The organism is Litorivivens sp. (assembly GCF_041625495.1).
In the GTDB taxonomy this organism is placed as follows: domain Bacteria; phylum Pseudomonadota; class Gammaproteobacteria; order Pseudomonadales; family Spongiibacteraceae; genus Litorivivens.
Genome location: NZ_JBFJTH010000066.1, coordinates 1 through 19141, shown reverse-complemented (window position 1 = coordinate 19141; position 19141 = coordinate 1). Strand labels below are relative to the sequence as shown.

The 19141-nt window shown below is 54.2% G+C and carries 16 protein-coding genes and 1 pseudogene; 6 read left to right on the top strand and 11 right to left on the bottom strand.

Features of this window, described 5'->3' with window-relative positions:
- The first annotated feature begins 227 nt into the window (after positions 1 to 227).
- Entirely contained in the window at positions 228 to 1541 is a 1314-nt protein-coding gene (locus ABYP39_RS09550) for a hypothetical protein (RefSeq protein WP_372782263.1), read from the top strand.
- Between the two features lie 29 nt (positions 1542 to 1570).
- Here the strand turns inward: ABYP39_RS09550 and ABYP39_RS09545 are convergent.
- The 8 genes and pseudogenes from ABYP39_RS09545 to ABYP39_RS09510 all read right to left on the bottom strand — a co-directional run bounded on the left by ABYP39_RS09545 (position 1571) and on the right by ABYP39_RS09510 (position 12462).
- Positions 1571 to 3328: pseudogene (locus ABYP39_RS09545) on the bottom strand (cholesterol oxidase substrate-binding domain-containing protein).
- A gap of 115 nt (positions 3329 to 3443) precedes the next feature.
- The gene (locus ABYP39_RS09540; RefSeq protein ID WP_372747965.1) at positions 3444 to 4058 is read right to left on the bottom strand and encodes a DUF2314 domain-containing protein; all 615 of its coding nucleotides are present in this window, start codon (positions 4056 to 4058) and stop codon (positions 3444 to 3446) included.
- A gap of 137 nt (positions 4059 to 4195) precedes the next feature.
- Positions 4196 to 6844, bottom strand: a complete 2649-nt coding sequence (locus ABYP39_RS09535; protein WP_372782261.1) for a hypothetical protein — start codon at positions 6842 to 6844, stop codon at positions 4196 to 4198.
- A gap of 114 nt (positions 6845 to 6958) precedes the next feature.
- Positions 6959 to 7852, bottom strand: a complete 894-nt coding sequence (mmsB, locus tag ABYP39_RS09530) for a 3-hydroxyisobutyrate dehydrogenase (protein WP_372782259.1) — start codon at positions 7850 to 7852, stop codon at positions 6959 to 6961.
- A gap of 1 nt (position 7853) precedes the next feature.
- The gene (locus ABYP39_RS09525) at positions 7854 to 9002 is read right to left on the bottom strand and encodes an enoyl-CoA hydratase/isomerase family protein (protein WP_372750086.1); all 1149 of its coding nucleotides are present in this window, start codon (positions 9000 to 9002) and stop codon (positions 7854 to 7856) included.
- Positions 8995 to 9798 (bottom strand): enoyl-CoA hydratase, encoded by an 804-nt coding sequence (locus tag ABYP39_RS09520; protein ID WP_372758133.1) that lies wholly within the window; start codon positions 9796 to 9798, stop codon positions 8995 to 8997. The genes ABYP39_RS09525 and ABYP39_RS09520 overlap by 8 nt, the downstream gene beginning before the upstream one ends.
- A complete protein-coding gene (locus tag ABYP39_RS09515; RefSeq protein ID WP_372782257.1) occupies positions 9795 to 10955 on the bottom strand; it encodes an acyl-CoA dehydrogenase family protein in 1161 nt (386 codons plus the stop codon). The genes ABYP39_RS09520 and ABYP39_RS09515 overlap by 4 nt, the downstream gene beginning before the upstream one ends.
- A gap of 10 nt (positions 10956 to 10965) precedes the next feature.
- Positions 10966 to 12462, bottom strand: coding sequence for a CoA-acylating methylmalonate-semialdehyde dehydrogenase (locus ABYP39_RS09510; RefSeq protein ID WP_372749860.1), 1497 nt, complete (start codon positions 12460 to 12462; stop codon positions 10966 to 10968).
- 151 nt (positions 12463 to 12613) lie between these two features.
- On the opposite strand from ABYP39_RS09510, the gene ABYP39_RS09505 reads away from it, so the two are divergent.
- The gene (locus ABYP39_RS09505; RefSeq protein ID WP_372749861.1) at positions 12614 to 13495 is read left to right on the top strand and encodes an AraC family transcriptional regulator; all 882 of its coding nucleotides are present in this window, start codon (positions 12614 to 12616) and stop codon (positions 13493 to 13495) included.
- Positions 13496 to 13836: 341 nt separating this feature from the next.
- Complete coding sequence (locus ABYP39_RS09500) at positions 13837 to 14043, top strand: hypothetical protein (protein ID WP_372749862.1); 207 nt, start codon at positions 13837 to 13839, stop codon at positions 14041 to 14043.
- A gap of 84 nt (positions 14044 to 14127) precedes the next feature.
- Here the strand turns inward: ABYP39_RS09500 and ABYP39_RS09495 are convergent, their stop codons facing one another.
- A complete protein-coding gene (locus ABYP39_RS09495; protein WP_372758569.1) occupies positions 14128 to 14718 on the bottom strand; it encodes an exopolysaccharide biosynthesis protein in 591 nt (196 codons plus the stop codon).
- 251 nt (positions 14719 to 14969) lie between these two features.
- Here ABYP39_RS09495 and ABYP39_RS09490 point away from each other — a divergent pair, with 251 nt between their 5' ends.
- Together ABYP39_RS09490 and ABYP39_RS09485 are read left to right on the top strand one after the other, a co-directional pair.
- Positions 14970 to 15269, top strand: a complete 300-nt coding sequence (locus ABYP39_RS09490; protein WP_372750412.1) for a hypothetical protein — start codon at positions 14970 to 14972, stop codon at positions 15267 to 15269.
- A 4-nt stretch (positions 15270 to 15273) separates the two neighbouring features.
- A complete protein-coding gene (locus tag ABYP39_RS09485; RefSeq protein ID WP_372782255.1) occupies positions 15274 to 15693 on the top strand; it encodes a hypothetical protein in 420 nt (139 codons plus the stop codon).
- A gap of 14 nt (positions 15694 to 15707) precedes the next feature.
- Here ABYP39_RS09485 and ABYP39_RS09480 read toward each other — a convergent pair whose 3' ends face one another.
- A complete protein-coding gene (locus ABYP39_RS09480; RefSeq protein ID WP_372758567.1) occupies positions 15708 to 16460 on the bottom strand; it encodes a glutathione S-transferase family protein in 753 nt (250 codons plus the stop codon).
- A gap of 34 nt (positions 16461 to 16494) precedes the next feature.
- Here ABYP39_RS09480 and nhaC point away from each other — a divergent pair, with 34 nt between their 5' ends.
- The gene (gene nhaC / locus ABYP39_RS09475) at positions 16495 to 17961 is read left to right on the top strand and encodes a Na+/H+ antiporter NhaC (RefSeq protein WP_372782253.1); all 1467 of its coding nucleotides are present in this window, start codon (positions 16495 to 16497) and stop codon (positions 17959 to 17961) included.
- Positions 17962 to 17977: 16 nt separating this feature from the next.
- Here the strand turns inward: nhaC and ABYP39_RS09470 are convergent.
- Positions 17978 to 19141, bottom strand: a 1164-nt coding sequence (locus ABYP39_RS09470; protein ID WP_372782251.1) for a M20/M25/M40 family metallo-hydrolase, incomplete at its 5' end; no start/stop codon positions are given.

The following is a 19141-nucleotide window of genomic DNA, read 5'->3' as shown; positions in this document are numbered from 1 at the left end:
GTGTCACACATGGGCTTGCCAATATTGCCCAGACCGATGTAACCGACTTGAATCATGGGATCTACCTTTATTTGCTAAAGTCAGAGAGCTTGCGATTTACTCACGCTACCACAGGCATCGACTTTTAGTAAATGCTTATTTTGCATATTAGTCAATAAGTGTTACCTTTAGCAAACCACGGATCGTTTGCCCCTGACAGCAGACACAACAACAATAAGGGATTCGATATGAGCATCGACGCAGGCACACAGCCCGGCGACTATAGCGGCGACTACCGCCCGGACTTCACACTGACAGACCTCGATCACGCCACTCTGGCCTGGTACGGCCGTGAGGTGATGCTGGCCAATCACATCCACGATCGTGCGATCATGCCGCAGCTGGCGCTGAACCATGGCATGGCCGCACAAACCCGCGCTGCCTGTGACGAATGGATGGGCGCCAGCCCCATTTACAATTACCGCAACCGGGCGCTGCTTAATATCGGGGGCGACGATATCGAAACCATCTTTAAAGCATTTCAGCTGGATATCGGTGCGCCCCACACCTTTTTACAGTTTCACTGGGATCTGCAATCGCCCTCTGAAGGTCAGTTCTGGCTTACCCATTGCGGCGCCTATAACCATGTACGGCGGATCACCAATGCCGACCCCGCCTCTGAGACCCAGATCTGCCACCATATGGAAGACCCAACCTTTGACGCGACTGTTATGGCAGTCAACCAGCGGGCTCGCTGCCGGCCAGTATTCCGACCGCCCCACGGCACCGTACCCGCTGAAGGGCCCTGCCGCTGGCGTGTATTTCTCGGAGATGAGCTGATATTGACCGAAAGCAGTGAAGTGCTGCCCCTAGTGAAACAGTCCCGGGCCGCCAACTTCGCCTTCGCTGCCATTGAGCCAGGTAACGACGGGCTTGCGGACTATGCTGGGCCCTTCAACCGCGCTTTTACACTGGAGATGCTGTCCCATCCTGTGCTGGCACGTCAGTGCAAAGAGTTTTCGCTGGATGTTCACCTGCTGCAGCGAGCCTGCTACACCTCAGTGATGCGCGACCACGGCGCGAAGTCAGCGTGGGAAATGACAGCTGAACAATGGCGCGCTATGGCACCAGTCTATGTCCATAGACTGCGCAACGCACTGGGCATTCGTGGTGACGGGATGGATGCCATCCTGAAACTTCTGCAGACCGACCCCTACCTGCCGCCGGAATACCTGAAAACGGGTACCGCGAAAATCAGTGATAGCCACGGACGATTCTGGATTGAAGATTGCGAGGCTCTGCAAGACGAACCGCTCGGCGTGGTCGGCCTACTCTTTAAAAAACCAGACATTGGCATTTCTGCACCGCTTGCCGCAGCCAACCCGCAGGCGCGGTGTCAACTGACCAACGATTGTCCCGAAGCTAAAGGCAAAGCGGTCATCGCGTGGGATATCGTGATTGACGACTCACATACCGCACCGGCGCCCTCAGATTACACAGCGCTGGTCGCGGGTGAGGATATGTGGGATCACGACGCCAGTCGGCACCAGTATGCCTATTAGATAAGAAACTTCTGGTCTTGATGCAACGGCTAACGCTGTTGCATCAACCGATCGATAAAGCTGTTGCTCAATACACGGTGCGGGTCGAGTGCATCCAATCGACTAATGGCCTTGTTCCAACTTGCCTTACGAGGGCGACCGTAGGAATGGCTGCCGGGAATCGTGCGCTCTATGTAATTGGCGTCATTCCAAGTGGCACTCGGCGAATAAGCCCATCCTTTAGACCACTCTGGACGCACCATTGCTTCGTCGGCATTAAAGTGACTGTGCAACCAATTTTCCATTTCGGTATTAAAGGCTTCGGACTGTTCGGTACCGACAAAACTCAGACAATCAAACCACACCGCCACATCCCACTCCGGGTGATCTTCAACCGGGCGCACCGCTGACAGCGCTGGCATATTCGCTCCGGCTACAGCATCAACCTCGGCGGGTGTATCCAAACCCGTCACCCGAATCTCTACCGGCATATTGATGGGGTATTCCCCCCGCGCCTCGTAACTGGCCACCAGTGCTTTGAATTTCTCAGTGAATTCATGAATCACCCGCTGCACATTGTTGCGCCGGGTGAGCACGGCATAGCCACTGGCTTCGATACGCAGTGTGCTGGGCTTGATGTACAGCAGCACATTCTTGGAATTACCTCAAATATCTGCCGTTTGGGTAGCCGCCAGACCCGCCACCGTCACGTTATACATCATCTGACCAAACAGGGGTGTAGACGCCTTATTCCCCCGCGTCAGCGAACGCGCCATTTCTTCAATTTCGGCAGGCATATTGTCGGAAAAGGAATAGTTATAGGGCTCATGTACCTCCCGCGACATCAACGGTTTGGTCGGCGCTACGCTCCACACCTTCAGCCACGGTTTATCGGTAAACGGAAACCAGATCACCTCCATTCGCCCGGCGCTGTCGAGATAGTGCTCGACGGTGCGCCCCGATGTGCCGGGAGGCCCCAACAATTCGTCAATGTGAATATCGGTATAGCTGCGGCAACGCAACTTCTGGTTGGCGCCAACTTGCAAGACCGCTTCGACCACTAACGATCGGCCGAGATGAGCCAGCAACACCTCAGCTTCCCTGTCGCGCCGATCAATGGTCTGCAGCGTGTAAGCGTTAGCCTTTTTGTCCCAGGCCACTACCGTAAGTTCCAGCACAAGATTTGAGAGAGAGCCGTAGCTATGGCCTGGCTGACGCTGCTCCCCTTTAGCTGGCACCGCAGTACCGTGCGCATCAACAGCCAGTACACCCCCCACCGTAACATCACCCGGTGCCGGTACGGCGGTCATACCCAAGCCGTGCTCTTCTATAAAGTCGAGCAGGTCTTCCATATACACACCGGCCTGAGCGCGCACCGCTGGGGTTGCCCAGCCGGTTTCCACGGCGATATCAGCCAGAAAGTCCGTGGTATTGAGCAGCACGATATTATCGTGACAGTCTGTGTCTGCGGTGACGTGAATAGGCGACCAGTTGTGCATCGCGCCACGCGGTCGCACCTGCCAGCCATTAGCAGCGGCCCAGTTCACCACATCCACACATTGCTGAGCAGAACGCGGCGCGCAGGTCCAGAGACCATCGATGACAATTCCTTTCGACCAGTTTTCGAAGGCCTGTAAATAGACCGGCGTATCAGCGGGAAAATTAGGTGGCGGTGTACAGCCCTGAGCTTCAGCAGGAGATAGCCGGAACACCGGTGTCCAGGCGACTGCAGACAGTACAGCGGAATTTTTCAGAAAACGACGACGAGACAATTCAGGCGCAGCCTGACCATTGCGCAGAAACTTCATGCGGCGGATTTCCCCTTTTCCTTATCGTTATTATTGTTTAACCCTGGCCTTTGCTGGCGGGCAAAACTAAAGGCGCCCTCTGACGACACCTGTATAACCCTGTTGGCGGGTTGTATTAATTTTTATATCTTTCCAAGTCTACATCAACAAATTTATCGAGTTGAAGCCTAAGGCCGCGCGGAACATAGCCTTTGTAGAACAGATATTTCTTAGCCATAGCGCCTAGTGTGTAGCCGCCTTCGGTCTGACCATTTTTATCGATCAGCATCCAATCCTCAAGATCATGCAGCGGCATTTCAGCGCGGGGATCTGCGGGGCTAACCTTTTTGCCAGGCTCGCTGGGTAGCGACACCTGCAGCGTATTGCCATTAATTCTATGCACCACGGCCCACACATGTTCGCTGTAGCCATCACCGGTTTCCAATGCAAACCGGGCTTTGGCTTCTTTTTGTGTGTATTTCACACCGTCTCGGAATCGTTCGATTTCGGCACGTGCCAACGCCACCGCCTCAAGCATGTCAGGTTCGTTGGCTTCAAGATAAATTGGCGCATAGCGTGTTGGCATCATGCGCTCCCAGCCGTTGTAGGTAACGCAGATACCCAGCAGCAGGTAACCTACAGAACTGATCGTATTAAGCCACCATACGCCATAGCAGCCAGCACCAATCAGCAGCACGCCAAAAACAAAGATCAGACCTCCCAGCAATCGGCCCTGCAGCTCGCTATTCATCGCGTTGTAACTGTGCTCCCAGTATGGCCCGTCGGATATAGGCTAATAACCACCTTGCATGTCACTGATTGTAGCAACAATTTTATTCCTGCGTCGCCTTTTAACGGGACGACATCACAGCCGCACAAGTTTTGCGCCTAGTTTGTGGTGACTGAGCGAAAAGAAGCAGCGCGTTCCCACATACGCAAATAGGCCTCCGCTGAGCGGAAAAATACATCGAGCGCCTGCGTCGTGGGCCGACAGGCAAGGCTCGTACTGTCGGCGTTGGCTTTCGCCTGATCGACAGCATTGCAATGTCCGAACTGCTGAGCGTCAGCAATATAGTCCGGATACAGGCCGTAGTGAGCCACGCCGCGCTCGGCGTAAAGGTCGAACACCCGATCACCCGTGACCTGACGCTTGAAACGCACTCGACCATCATAGGACAAAAAGCCCTGCTCGTAGTCAATCTCGCCGTCGGTCACCGACGCATTAGTGCGCGGATCTTTTGGTAGATTGGCGATACCGTTTACATCAGACGCGATGCCACCGCCAAAAAAAGGCTGGTTATCATAGCGAGCGGCCATGCCAGTGAGTCGCTCCAGCCAGTTGTTTCGACCATCGCGGGCAAAGCGGCCAATAAACCCACCATCCCGACCAATGCGATTCAACAGCGCCTGAGAATCGGTCCAATCGTGAGAACTGATTACCGGGAACACGCGGTTCTGGGCATCCTTGTATTGAGCCAGATGGTTCATCGCCGTTTCCGACGCGCGACGGCTTATGTGATCCAGATCGATCATCATGCCGCGCTCTACCAGTCTATCGAGCAGAAATTCACCCAACGGCGTGAGACCGCGGATATTACACAGGTGATCCGTGCCCGTGCGTGGATCGAAGGACTGCCCAGATGGCGGCAACTGATTGACCAGATACTCAAAGTTTGCGAGCAGGTAGTCGACAATACCCACCGGTGGGAAATTTCGCGGATCATTCGCATTTTCTTCGAGACCGGTAGAATCCGGATCGCTATCATCCCCACACGCCTCCACCTCCAGTGGATGACCGGTTTCAGCCTGGTTGCCCACCGACAGAATCGGCCCTAACGCAAAACCAGAGTGCGGCAAGTGTCCGCCAAAGGCATTGTCAAACTTGTGAACTGGAAAGATCAATCGAACGCCAAGATCGTAAACCTCGTCCAGTCTTTCCTCTATTTGCGCGCGGGTGCACTCCGCCTCATCCATAAACTCGCCGCAATTTAGCACCTTGGAAACTTCAATACCCAGCACCACCGCCATCTTGCCGGCGTCAATAACCTGCCGGGCTTCAGCCGGAGACCCAACAACACGAAACCAGCCCTTACCAGGACCGCCGGATTGCATATCGATGTAATCCTGAAGCTCGTAGGTTCGCTGCGCTTGCAGCCGGGTGTCAGCCATAACGTCGCAATCGTTTTTCTTTTGCGGCACGATCTGACACAACAGTTCGTTATGGGTAATCAGGTTGACCATGATTTTCTGGCCACTGAGAAAAGCGCGCTCCATCCAGCGATAATAAGTTTGATGATGCTGCAACGAATTGCTGCGAGGCCAGTCGTTATAGCTTGGCCAGCCCACGGTCTCATGACCGTTGAAATCATCGGATGTAGCCATCTCCACCGTTCCTGTGGAGCCATTGGGGCCGTGATTGACCTGGCAATTACCAAGCGCGTGATCGACGCCAAATTTGTGGTGCGTTGACCCGTAGTTGATACGCCCGCCAATAAACTCGTAAGCGGTAATATGGGCGTGATCATCTACCCAGCCATAGACATCCTGCTTATTATCTTCGTCCCAGTAGATACGCGGGGCTACGTTGGGATCTACCCGCTCAGCATTCAATTGCGCTTCTGGATACGTGGCGCAGGAGGCCAGACGCTCCAGCTCAAAGCGGTGTCCGCTATCTGCCGATTGCGCCAGACCCAGCGCGCCGTCTTCAGTCACTACAAGATACTGCCCGGTAACGGCTGAGCGCAGCGTGAAAAGCTTGCTGTCCGCAGCCACCTGACTCAACTCCCATACCGCCAGATCACTGGCTTCATCGACCGTCCCCAGTACAGGACTGCTGTTACCTACCTGCGCTAATCCATCTTCCAGTTGGGTGCCCAGCGAATCCAACCCGTCACCCAGTACACTACTGTTTTCATTGATCTGATCGGCGCCATCATTATTCGCCGAATCCGAATTGATAATCTTTGCAGCATCAGTGGCAAAATCAGACATATCTCCCACACCGGCAATCACCTCGCCCGGCTGACCGATAAAGTTGCCCTCAAAATCCAGAAACCGGCGATTGGGATCACTGATACCCAGCAAGGTTTTGCTACCGGGATCCACGTTGGTCACCTTGCCACGGATTTCCGGCGCAGCCTGTCGTCGATAATCGGACAACAGCAGATAATTAACTGCAGCGGTGGCTGATTCTGTCGCCGCACGATAGGTGCCTGTCGGCTTTAGGTAGAAGGAATAGGACTGGGGATCAGTGTCTGCCAGGATAAGACTGGCGCGGTAGCCGCCATCGACCTGTTGCAGATAGCGGTTGTCTTCGGTCTTGAACGCAATACAGCGGTTTGCCGCTGTATAGGCCGTCAGCGCAACCTTCGGCGCGGGTATCGTCGGCTGAGGTTTTGGCGCAGGGTCATCATTTACAGGCGGCGCGGCCGCTGGTGGGGCTGCTGCGTTGCGGCGGGAAGAACTACCGTCGTTGCAGGCGCCCAACACCAACAGCGTCGATACCAGTAAACATTCGAGAATACGGTGGTGAGACATAAGCCACTCACAATAATTATTATACGTTGGGCTAGTATCTCATGCTGACGGCGAATACATGAATAACAAAACCGGCCCAATTTAGGCCGGTTTACAGTCAAGCGTTTTCGGCTGTCAGGATGGTTTTCGTAACAAATTGAGAATACTGGAAAAATCCTTCTGGCCATTGCCGGCAAGGCCATGCGCGGTATACAGGCTACGTGCCATCGAGCCCAGCGGCACCGAGCTTTTACTGGTGATACTGTTTTCCATGGCCAGGCCCAAATCTTTGATCATCAGATCCACCATAAAGCCCGGCTGATAGCCTTTGCTGGCAGCCGAATTTTCCTGCACACCAGGATAAGGGTTGTAGACTTCCAGCGACCAATTGCGACCTGAGCTGGCCAGCATGATCTCTGACAACACTTTCGGGTCCAGGCCATTATTAGCACCTAACTGCAGCGCCTCGGCGGTGCCGATCATATGAATGGCCAGCAACATGTTGTTACACATCTTAGCCACTTGTCCGGCGCCGTGATCACCGGCGTGAAAAATGTTCTTGCCCATGCCTGACAATATGGCTTTTGCGCGCTCAAAATCTTCAGCGCTGCCACCGCACATAAAGCTCAACGTGCCTGCCTGGGCTGCGGCCACGCCGCCAGAGACTGGCGCGTCCATCACACCTACGCCCAGCGCTTTGCCCGCAGCTGCCAGTTCGCGAGCACTCTCTGCATCAATCGTCGAACAGTCCAGTACCAGAGTGCCCTTAGGCAGCTGGTTAAGAATTCCACTCGTCTCATCCAGGTAGACCGACAACACGTGCTGGCCAGCTGGCAGCATGGAAATCACCGCATCGACATCAGCTATAGCTGCGGCCGCAGAATCTGCAGTACTGACATCTTCTGCCTTGACTGCGGCTAAGGCTGCTTCGGACAAATCAAAAGCCGTCACGCTGTGGCCTGCTTTGGCGAGATTGATCGCCATCGGACCACCCATATTTCCCAGACCAATAAATGCAACCTTGCTCATGCTAAGCCCCTTTTAATTGTGCGATGTCCGCCAGCGGGTTTTCCGACCACGGCGGTGTGAAAAATCCCTGAACCAATTGCTCAGGCACATCGTTGACCGTGGGATACAGCCACTGCGGGTTTTTGTCCTTATCGATCAGCAGGGCTCGAACACCTTCCGCAAATTCCGGGTGACGCACCACGTTGGTGGACAGCATCAATTCAAACTGAAACACCTCTTCCAATGACAGGCTGCCGCCTTGGGTCAGCTGGTTCCAGATACTGTGCGCCGCAACCGGAGAGCCGTGAGCGAGACTGGCTTGCGCCTTCTGCAGCCATTTGTCATCGGATTCAATAGCCAGAATCTGGTTAACCACAGTCTGCAAATCGCTGCCCGCGCATATCTCGTCAATCAATGAGCGATGCTCTGCCAAGGCACTGGCAAGCTCACCACCATCGGCCAACTGGGCCTTCGCTGGCGCCAATGACCTGAGCGTTTCACTCAGCAGTTCGTGATTGGCCTTGTCATTGCTCTGCCAGCCCAGCCCTTTGAGTGCATCAAACAACTCTGCTTTGCGATCGCGCAGCGCGAAATACGTTGCCATGCCAGCGTATAGCGTATCTGCCGCATTGATCGAAGCGGCCGTCAAAGCAACGAATAAGCCCGTTTTACCCGGCATACGATTGAGAAACCATGTTCCACCCACATCCGGGTAGAGAGCGATAGTAATCTCTGGCATGGCGATGCGGGTTTTGTCCGTAACGATTGCGTGGCTACAACCCATAAACAGGCCGAGCCCGCCGCCCATCACAATACCATCGCCCCAGCAGATGACAGGTTTGGGATACACGTGCAGCAGGTAATCCAAGCGGTATTCTCGTTCAAAAAACGTTTCCGCTTCGGTGCAGGGGCCGCCAGGCGTCTTTGTCGCCGAGCGATACAGTTCCTGAACATCGCCCCCGGCACAAAAGGCTTTTTCGCCCGCGCCCTGCAACCAGACTGCGGCGATTCGCTGATCGTGCTGCCAGTCCTGCAATTGCGCCAACATTAAATCCACCATCGGCAATGTCAGGGAATTCAGTGTTTTTTCAACACTGAGAGTGATAACCCCTATGGCTTTGCCATTGGCTGCGTCAACTTCTTCAAAGATAACCGGCCCCAGCTCAGGCATTTTTCCACTCCGGTTCGCGTTTTTCCAGGAACGCCTGCACGCCCTCAACCTGATCCTGTGTATCAAACAGATCAACAAATAGTTCCCGCTCATGCGGTAATTGCGGGTTCATGGCACGTTCGCGAGCACCGCGAATGAGTTTTTTACACGCGGTGACACTCGACGGGCTCTGTTTCGCCACCTGATGAGCCAGTTCAACGGCACGTTTGAGTGACTCACCACGCGGCACGACTTCTTGGGCAAGCCCAATCTTTTCGGCAGTGGCGGCAGTGATGCGTTCATTGCACAAAATCATTTTGCTGGCCCAGGCCTCGCCGACCAACCAACTCAAGCGCTGCGTACCACCGGCACAAGGCAACAAACCTACACGGGCTTCCGGCAGAGCCATTTGCGCCTGCTCTTCCACCACGCGAATATCACAAGCCAACGCAAACTCCAGACCGCCGCCCATGGCGTAGCCATTAACGGCGGCTATCGCCACACCGCGAAAATCTGCCAACGACTCAAAGGCTTCACCAAATGCGTCAGCCATTCTGCGGGCATTGTCTTTGTCGCCATCGGCAAACATTTTGAGGTCAGCGCCGGCACTGAAAAACTTGTCCCCCGCACCGGTCACCACCAGCGCGTAGATGTTTTTATCTGCGTTCAAACCTTCTACAATTTTCTTCAAACCCGGCAGGCTATCGCCATCCCAGGTATTCGCGGCCGGGTTGTCGATGGTGATGATCGCGACATGACCGTCGCGTTCAAGCTTCAGCTTGGGTGTCGGGCTGGTTACTGTCATGGTATTTGTCATCTCAGTATCTCCGTCATACCTTCAATCAGAATACGGCGCGACAGAATCACGCGCATAATTTCGTTAGTGCCTTCCAGAATCTGATGTACCCGGCTATCACGCAAAAAACGCTCTACCGGATACTCTCGAATATAGCCATAACCGCCGTGCAGTTGCAGGGCTTCATTGCAAACCTGAAAACCGACATCAGTGGCGAAACGTTTTGCCATCGCACAATAAGCGGTCTTCTCCGGGTGATTTGTATCAAGCTTGAACGCCGCCAGACGAACCATCTGACGCGCGGCAATCAATTCGGTTTGCATGTCGGCGAGTTTGAACTGGGTATTCTGAAAATCTGCTATCCGTTGACCAAACTGCTGCCGCTCCGACACGTGAGACACTGCAAACTGCAAGCAGGCTTGCGCCGCCCCAATCGAACAGGTTGCAATGTTGATGCGTCCGCCGTCTAGCCCTTCCATGGCGATAGCAAACCCTTGCCCTTCATCACCGAGACGATTGGCAATCGGCACTTCCACTTCATCAAAATTAATCGCCCGAGTCGGCTGGCTGTTCCAACCCATTTTTTCTTCTTTTTTGCCGTAGCTGATACCCGAAGCATCTGCCGGAACGACAAAGGCGCTGATACCCTTCGGGCCATCGCCGCCTGTGCGGGCCATCACCACCAGCACATCGGAATCACCGGCACCGGAAATAAACGCTTTGCTTCCGGTTAGCCGGTAAACCTCGCCATCACGCACAGCACGAGTTTTCAGGTTGCCGGCATCGGAACCTGCATTTGGCTCCGTCAGGCAATAAGAGGCCAGCTGTTCACCGGCGGTCAGGCCCGGGCAAAAAGCACGGCGTACCTCTTCCGAGCCATAACGCGCCACCATACTCAGCGCCATATTATGAATACTGATATAGGCAGCTGTGGACGGGCAGGCTGCTGCCAGCTCCTCCAAGATCAGCGCCGAATCCAGACGCGGCAGATCAATACCACCTTCCGATTCGGGTGTATACAGCCCCATAAAACCCAATTCCCCCGCCTGACGTAGCACGTCTTTCGGGAAAAACTGGGTGGCATCCCACTCAGCAGCATCGGGCGCCATGACATCCTGGGCGAACTGTCGCGCTGTATCCTGAAAGGCGCGCTGATCTTCATTCAGTTCGAAATCCATGATGTTCTCTCTACTTAAGGGCGATGGTCATATTGGGCTGATCACCAGCCGCCTCATCCACCGGCCAGCGCGCTGTAATGGTTTTGGTTTCTGTGTAGAAACGCACCGCTTGTTTGCCATAGGCGTGCAGGTCACCCATAAAGGAGGCCTTCCAACCGGTAAATGAGAAAAACGGCAGTGGCACTGGAATCGGAATATTGATACCCACCTGACCCACTTCAATTTCATGCTGATAGCGCCGCGCGGCAGCACCGGATTTGGTGAAAATGGAGGTGCCATTACCAAACGGGCAGGCGTTGATTAACTCAATGGCCTCACCCAGGGTTTTAACATGCATACAAACCAGCACCGGACCAAAAATCTCTTCTCTATAAATGGTCATATCGGTGGTCACATCGGTGAAGATGGTCGGGCCGACCCAGTTTCCGTCAGGATAACCTTCAACGGTGCAGTCGCGACCGTCTAACAAACAGGTGGCGCCCTCTTCAATGCCCTTGCCGATATAAGCTTTAACGCGGTCGGTAGCCGCTTTGCTGACCAGCGGGCCGTAACCGGCGCTGCCGTCGTTCCAGTAACCGGGCTGTACTTTGGCAAGTTTTTCTTTCAGCTCATCCACCCAGTTGATGCTGTCACCAACAAATACCGCGACACTAATCGCCATACAGCGCTGACCCGCGGCGCCCACTGATGCACCCACCAGATTGTTTACCACGGTGTTCTTATCTGCGTCTGGCATGATAACCATATGGTTTTTGGCACCCGCAAAGCACTGCACACGTTTAAGGTGGTGGGTACCGGTGCGATAGATATGCTCGCCCACCGGTACCGAACCGACAAACGAAATAGCTTTGGTCACTGGGTGGGTAAGCAGCTGGTCTACCTGATCCTTGCCACCATGCACCATCTGCACCACACCATCGGGGCAGCCCGCCTCTTTGAAGAGTTCCAGCAGGCGCACCGCCGTCATCGGCACCTGCTCTGAGGGCTTGAGCACGAAAGTATTGCCACAAGCAACCGCCAGCGGGAACATCCACAGCGGGATCATGGCCGGAAAATTAAACGGGGTAATGCCGACACACACACCCAGCGACTGCACGTTGCTGTAGGTATCTACACCGTTGGCTACATTCTCTACGGTTTCGCCCATCAGCAGTGACGGCACATTGCAGGCGTGTTCAACCACTTCAATGCCGCGCCATACATCACCCTTGGCATCCTCAAAGGTTTTGCCGTTATCTTCCGCCAGAATTTCGGCAAGCTCGTCATGATGCTCTTTAAGCAAGGCCTGATAGCGCAGCATCAAACGGGCGCGCTCTGGCACGGGCACATTGCGCCAGGTTTTGAACGCCTCTGCCGCTCCTTGAATGGCCTGCTCAACTTCGTCCTGGGTGGCGAACGGTACGTCGGCCAATACACCCTGCGTGGCCGGGTTGATAACCGGGAGAGACTGAGCCGACTTGCTGTCGACAAACTGGCCATTGATCAATAGCGGTACGCGCTTGTTCATTGCATCACCTGTGCTGGATTGAGAAATAATTCTTGGTTATGGAAGCTTTAAGACTATACCCGCGCGCCAAAAGCAGCAGTATTGACGAAATTTCGATAAAAATGGACTATATTGCGGTAACACTCACCGTAAAGCTGCTACCAAATCACCCATGAGTCAACCCTCACATTGGCCGCTACCCCAGGACGGCATCCGTTTTGTCACCCCGGGTTTCTTGCTGGAAGCCCTGCACAGCAGCCCGCTGGCCCGCGATTGCTACCCCTCGGCGATGGGCTACTACCCGCAGGCACACGACCACAGCATGGGCCGCGACCGGCATGACGACAACCTGCTGATCTTCTGCATTGACGGCGAGGGGTGGCTTGATGCTCAGGGCAAAACACAGTGCGTGCAGTCCGGTGACCTGCTGATCATTCCCGCCAATACCCCCCACTACTATCAAGCCAGCCGTGAAGACCCGTGGACGATTTACTGGTGTCACTTCGCGGGTGAACAAGCTGAGCATTATGTGAGGCTGATTATCGGCAACGGCGAACAGTTGTTGTTGCCCACCACCCAGCGCCTGAAACTGGTTCGCGATTTTCAGAGCCTGCTCAGTGTGCGCGAAACCGGCTACCGAGAGCTGCCGTTTATTCATGCCGCCAACCTACTCAAGCAGATGCTGAGTTATATCGCCCTGCAGAACCGATCCACCCAACACAACACGGCTACCGGTTTTAACCTGCGTGAAATCGAAGATAATATGCGCGCCAACCTGGACAAGCCTCTGACATTGGATGAACTGGCGGAAAGCTGCAACCTTTCCAAATACCACTTTTCCACCAAGTACAAAGAAGCAACCGGCTACTCACCGATCAAGCATTTCTTGCACATGAAGATTGAAGCTGCCTGCCAACTGCTCGATACCACAGACCTGCGCATCAGCGCAGTGAGCGCAGCAGTGGGCTATGACGATCCGCTGTATTTTTCGCGGCTTTTTAAGAAAGTGACAGGATTATCGCCGAGAGATTATCGGGCGTCGCATACAAAGTAATGCTCACTCTCAGAAAAGTTGCGGCCGCACACACGCCGGTGACAATGGCGACAGCTTCCTGCTTTCAAAACATAGGGCGAACTTCGCTTTCTGGATTTCAGGAATTTTTTCACACAGATATTTTTTACAACTACCATCAATATCAAATCAGAGCCACCATCCCCCAATCGCCAGCCATGGCGTAGCTATTTGGCTGTGGGAACCGCGAAATGTTCATCAAACTGGAGCAGTATGCTGTGCATATTTACTGTACCAAGTGTCTTTGCCAACGTAATGTTGCGGCCCAGCGCACTCGAGACCTGAGCGAGTGCCTGCTTTTTTAACAGGAAAGGACCTTCAAAATGATCAAGAAATTTGCGAAAGCCCTGTCATTGACCGCCATGATGGTACTTCCACTGACCACGCTTATCGGTTGCGACCGCGACGAAGGCGGTATGGAAGAGATCGGAGAAAATATGGATGAAGCAGCAACCGATTTTGCCAACGCCGTGGAGGACACCTGCGAGGACGCCAAGGAAAGCGCGAACGCCGAAAATACTAACTGCTAAACGCTTTTGTACCAGGGGATGCCACGGCGGCATCCCCCGTCTCCATGAAAGTAATGTCGTAGACTAATCCATCGCATAGCACTGTCAGGTGAGCTGAGCGACCCCACCCCAAAGCATGCCGGCAAACAGCAAAATTGCCACCATCGCCACAAGCCCGTCATTCGCAATCATGCTCAGTGACAGCAGCACCAGTAATGCGCCCGCAGCACTGGACAGGAAGGGCACAATTTCCAGCGGGGGAACAGAGATTGCGATCAACATGCAGGTCAACGTGAGTAACATGGTGCCTGCGTTACCGGTCAACAGGGTAAATCTAGGTTTGAGAAACCTATCGATAAAGCGTGCAACCGGATACATCCAATGCAACATCAAATCGAATTTTTTGCGAGGAACTACCCGACCTTCAATAAAATCAGGCAGCCAAAAATAGTTTCGTCCAATTAACATCTGCCCAGCAATAAGCATAACGAGCAAGGCGGCGACGGTAGGCAAGCCAGGAATCCCACTCAGGGGTGAAAACATAATCAGCCCCGCGAGCAGCAAAGCGGGTGCAAACGAGCGCGAACCTGCCGCTTGAAGCATCGTTCGAACTGAGACCTTATCATCGTCTTCAACACCCTCCGCCAGTAGATCTAACATCTGTTCAAGGTTGGCAGGTTGCTCGGTGTTTTCCATATGCGCTCCCTACGGCGACAGAACACTAACTTACTGTGTGAACTCTAGCGTGCAAACAGCACCGAGGTCGAGAGCGAAGATCACACTGTTTTAGCAGTAGTTTCGGCAATATTTTGCCGAACGTCACAACGGCTTGGACAACAGCGCGCAAAGTCCTGTTCAATGAAATCAAGCGCCGCATAAATGACGTGACGACTAACTGTTGCCAATCAGAAACGCTTTGTAAGCGTGTGACAACGATGGAGGTCTACATGGACTCACAAGCCAATAGCCAGCAGAGATCTGACGACATTAATTACGACACACTGAAAAACGATATTCATCAACTACGTGACGACTTTTCGAAACTCACACACAACCTGTTCGACAAACAGCGCGGTCAGGTAAGTCAACTGCGTGACGAATGGTCGCAGCGCGCAAAATCTATCGGAGATAAAACGATCAAAGACACCCAACGCCAGATTAAAGAACGTCCACTGACGACGCTACTCGCAATCTTTCTGGCTGGGCTATTCCTTGGAAAACTTCTGAACCAGTCGCCGGCAGAGTAAAACGGTGAAAGAAGTTGCCGGACGACTGCTTCTGGGGCTCGCCGCCACTGTGGCGGCGCTCGCCCTGGTTATTATTCTGATTGCCTTTTCTATTGGTTATCTGCTCGACAGTTTGGCGGTGGTATTGAGCGCGCTGATGGGCCAAGCCAGTGCGCTGGCCGTGACAGGGCTGCTGTGTGCTCTGCTATTGCTAGTGACACTTCGCGCGCTAACGCGGATATCAAGCTCCGAAAAACGAGCGTCGGCGCAGCCCCACAGCCACCATGCGGCGCTGCTGGACAGCTCGCGAGAACTGATACAAAAATATCCGACGGAGTCTGCTGCGATAGCACTAATAGCCGGCGTTGCCGCAGAAACGCCCGAAACGCGTGAACTACTGAAAACCACTGTCAAAGCGTGGCTGGAAACACAATCAACGGCATAGGCCACACCCCGTTGTCAGAAGTCGAGCGGGGTCGCGATATGACGCTCAAACATGAGATCGCGGTGCCCCCTGAGGCGTTCATCATAGGCCCGGGCAATCGCTGCTGGGGGGTGCGAAAAGCCAAGGCGCATTCCCTTCGGCATGGGAATCAACTCATGGGGCAATGGATCAATCATTACCCCCAGAAAAATTGCGGCGTAGAAGTCTAGCGCCGTAAGCTGCTCCCCGAAAAAGTATGGTGAGTGATCGTGCAAACGCGCGCTGAGAAGCTCAAGTATTTCGACCGTACGTGCTTCGGAGGCCAGTACCGCAGCTTCGCTGTAGCCGTATTTATCACCCAATCGTTGCAGAACCGGGTTCGCTCCAGGCCCACCCGACAACGCAATGGATTGCAGGCGTCTATTCCAGCCTACCCCCCTTTCACCGGCGATCTCGCGCAATAGACCAAAATGCAATACCCGCTCCACCGGATCTCGTGGTATCAACGGCTCATCGGGCACAAGATCCTCTGCCAGCAGAAGCATACTTTCCCAAGATATATGCAGGCGATCTTCGGCATCAACAATGACGGGCGCGCTGGTCTGACCGGTCCATTCACGCAAATCGTCATTGTCGCCTCCCACTTCCTGCAATACCGGGAGGTAATCGATATGTTTGTACGCCAGAACCGCCTTTATTGCCTCCCCCCAGACACCCGGTGTACCTGCACACAACACTAGCCGTAAAGCCTTGCGCGTGCGCGCCTGTGTAACGCTGATATACTCCATACTCACTCCTGCCAATAACAGATTCTATAACCGGATGACTACAAGCAAAAACAAGCTGACTCTAACCACAGCCCTTTTACCGTTAGTGTTTTTGCTACTGCTTCTTGCCGTGAATGTCGCCGTGTTTGGTGATGCCGCCATCGAAGGGCCAAATCAATTTGCGCTGCTTTTGGCCGGCGCTCTTGTAGCCATTATCGCGTTGAAACATGGTAGCCGCTGGCCGCATTTGCAGGCGGAAATGCTAAAAGTTATGCAGATAGCCATTGCCCCGATTCTCATGTTGTTGTTGATCGGCGCCCTATCGAGCACCTGGATGATGAGCGGCATTGTTCCCACGCTGATCACCTATGGACTGACGCTGGCTGATCCCGCGTGGTTCTATGCGGCAACTGCAGTGGTCTGCGCCATTGTTTCCACCGCTGTTGGTAGCTCCTGGACGACCGCAGCCACGATCGGGATCGCCATGATGGCAACGGGCGAAGGCCTGGGTATGAGCCTGCCTGTCACCGCCGGCGCCGTTATTTCCGGCGCCTATTTTGGCGATAAGCTGTCGCCGCTTTCCGACACCACAAACCTTGCCTCAGGCGTCTGCGGCGTTGATCTGTTCAGCCACGTACGCTATCTCTTTATCACAACACTGCCTTCATTTCTGATCGCATTGCTGCTCTTTCTTATTCTAGGTGTAACACACCGCGCCACAGGCCAGATCACCCAATCGGCTGAGATGATTCAAGCGATTCACAACAGTGTCAACGTGTCTGGCTGGCTCTTGTTAGTACCTGCGCTGGTAATCATTCTTATTATTCGCAAGGTGCCTGCACTGCCACTGATGCTGTTGGCAACGCTGGCTGGCAGCCTGTTCGCTTTCGCCTTCCAGACGGAACTCGTTTATCAGATCGGCGGCGCCACTGACTGGACCGGCCTCTATCGTGGACTACTGCTTCCCATTGTCGGTGAAACCCAGATTGAAACCGGCCACCCCTTCACCGACGATTTACTGTCGACCTCTGGCATGGCCGGCATGCTCAATACCATCTGGTTGATTCTGTGCGCGGTTGTTTTTGGCGGTTTAATGGAAGGGTCAGGCTGCCTGGCTCGTATTCTCGAAGGCCTCAATACGTTGATCCGAGGCCGCACTTCGCTGGTAGCTACCACCAGCGGCACCTGTGGCATATTGAATATCACCGCATCGGAACAGTACCTGACATTACTTATTGCCGGGCGCATGTATCCGGAACTCTACGCACGCTATGACCTTTCTGCGCGCAATCTTAGCCGCACACTGGAAGACAGCGGCACTGTCACCTCTGTACTAGTACCCTGGAATACTTGCGGCGCCTATCATGCGACGGTACTGGGACTCGGAACGCTGACCTACCTGCCCTTTTGCTTTTTTAATCTGATCAGCCCACTGATGACCATACTGGTGATGCGCATGGGCTGGCGAGTAGAACACCTCACGCCAGAAGCCCAGCGTGTGCCGGTTCAACCTAACCACTAACATTACATTTGAGCTGCTATAACTCACCTGCGCGGGCAATCAACGCGTAGTACATCTTCACGGCTTCGGCGTAACTGGCCACAGATACCCGTTCATCTGTACCGTGTATGCCTTCAAGCTCTTTTTTGCCTACCTCCACGCCCATAAAGCGAAAGCTGTTTTTCGCCACCTGGTTGAAGTGTCGGGCATCAGTTGCAGCTACCACCAATCGCGGTGCCACCAAAGTCTCGGGACTAACCTGCTTCACGACATCACTTAAGACCTGAAAGCCGACACTTTCCGTATCAGCCACGGGTGAGGGGTTACTGCCAAAGCCACCGTAGTGCGAAACCTGAATACTGGGGTCGTCAACAACAGCCGTTACATAGTCGATTACTGATTCGACCGTATCACCAGGCAGGATGCGAAAGTTCACCACGGCCGACGCCTTGATTGGGAGCACGTTGTCACGCACGCTGCCATCGAGCATGGTTACTGCCGTTGTGGTGCGAATGCTGGCGTTAGTTGCCGGATCACTTTCCAATACACCGGTCAAAACAGGGGAGAATAGCCAGGCATTGGCAAACAGCAGCCGCTGCAGAAAAGGTTGTTCAGCACCGAGGAAACGCATGAAGTCGATGGTGTAACTGAGATCAACCGGAAATGGACTTTGCTCCAGCCGGTGCACAGCTCGTGCTATAGTTCCTGCCGCCGATTGCATCGGAGGCATTGAGGAGTGCCCACCGGTACCGCGCGCACTGAGCTGGAGGCTCACATAGCCCTTCTCACCAGGCCCAATCAGAGCAACCCGCTTGTCGACGCCAGGAATCATTCCCTTGGCAATCACACCGCCCTCATCAAGCAGAAAATCAACGGTGATATTGCGTTCTTGCAAGGCGGTGGCTATCGCACGGGCACCCAATCCACCCACTTCCTCATCATGACCGAACGCCAGATAGATAGTGCGCGGCGGAACAAAGCCTTCTTGCAGGTGGCGCTCTACTGCCTCAAGAATGCCCAACACGCCAGCCTTATCATCAATTGCACCGCGTCCCCAGATATAGCCGTCGGCCACGGTGCCAGCAAAAGGCGGATAACTCCACTCGTCTTCAGTACCGGGAATAACCGGCACGACATCCTGGTGAGCCATCAGCAATATCGGGTTGCGGGTTTCATCCGCGCCTTGCCAGCGAAACAGCAG

Bases quoted from the DNA above. Each gene is read 5' to 3' on its own strand.
- ABYP39_RS09550 (WP_372782263.1), top strand. From the start codon at position 228: ATGAGCATCGACGCAGGCACACAGCCCGGCGACTATAGCGGCGACTAC.
- ABYP39_RS09540 (WP_372747965.1), bottom strand. From the start codon at position 4,058: ATGAATAGCGAGCTGCAGGGCCGATTGCTGGGAGGTCTGATCTTTGTT.
- ABYP39_RS09535 (WP_372782261.1), bottom strand. From the start codon at position 6,844: ATGTCTCACCACCGTATTCTCGAATGTTTACTGGTATCGACGCTGTTG.
- mmsB (WP_372782259.1), bottom strand. From the start codon at position 7,852: ATGAGCAAGGTTGCATTTATTGGTCTGGGAAATATGGGTGGTCCGATG.
- ABYP39_RS09525 (WP_372750086.1), bottom strand. From the start codon at position 9,002: ATGCCTGAGCTGGGGCCGGTTATCTTTGAAGAAGTTGACGCAGCCAAT.
- ABYP39_RS09520 (WP_372758133.1), bottom strand. From the start codon at position 9,798: ATGACAAATACCATGACAGTAACCAGCCCGACACCCAAGCTGAAGCTT.
- ABYP39_RS09515 (WP_372782257.1), bottom strand. From the start codon at position 10,955: ATGGATTTCGAACTGAATGAAGATCAGCGCGCCTTTCAGGATACAGCG.
- ABYP39_RS09510 (WP_372749860.1), bottom strand. From the start codon at position 12,462: ATGAACAAGCGCGTACCGCTATTGATCAATGGCCAGTTTGTCGACAGC.
- ABYP39_RS09505 (WP_372749861.1), top strand. From the start codon at position 12,614: ATGAGTCAACCCTCACATTGGCCGCTACCCCAGGACGGCATCCGTTTT.
- ABYP39_RS09500 (WP_372749862.1), top strand. From the start codon at position 13,837: ATGATCAAGAAATTTGCGAAAGCCCTGTCATTGACCGCCATGATGGTA.
- ABYP39_RS09495 (WP_372758569.1), bottom strand. From the start codon at position 14,718: ATGGAAAACACCGAGCAACCTGCCAACCTTGAACAGATGTTAGATCTA.
- ABYP39_RS09490 (WP_372750412.1), top strand. From the start codon at position 14,970: ATGGACTCACAAGCCAATAGCCAGCAGAGATCTGACGACATTAATTAC.
- ABYP39_RS09480 (WP_372758567.1), bottom strand. From the start codon at position 16,460: ATGGAGTATATCAGCGTTACACAGGCGCGCACGCGCAAGGCTTTACGG.
- nhaC (WP_372782253.1), top strand. From the start codon at position 16,495: ATGACTACAAGCAAAAACAAGCTGACTCTAACCACAGCCCTTTTACCG.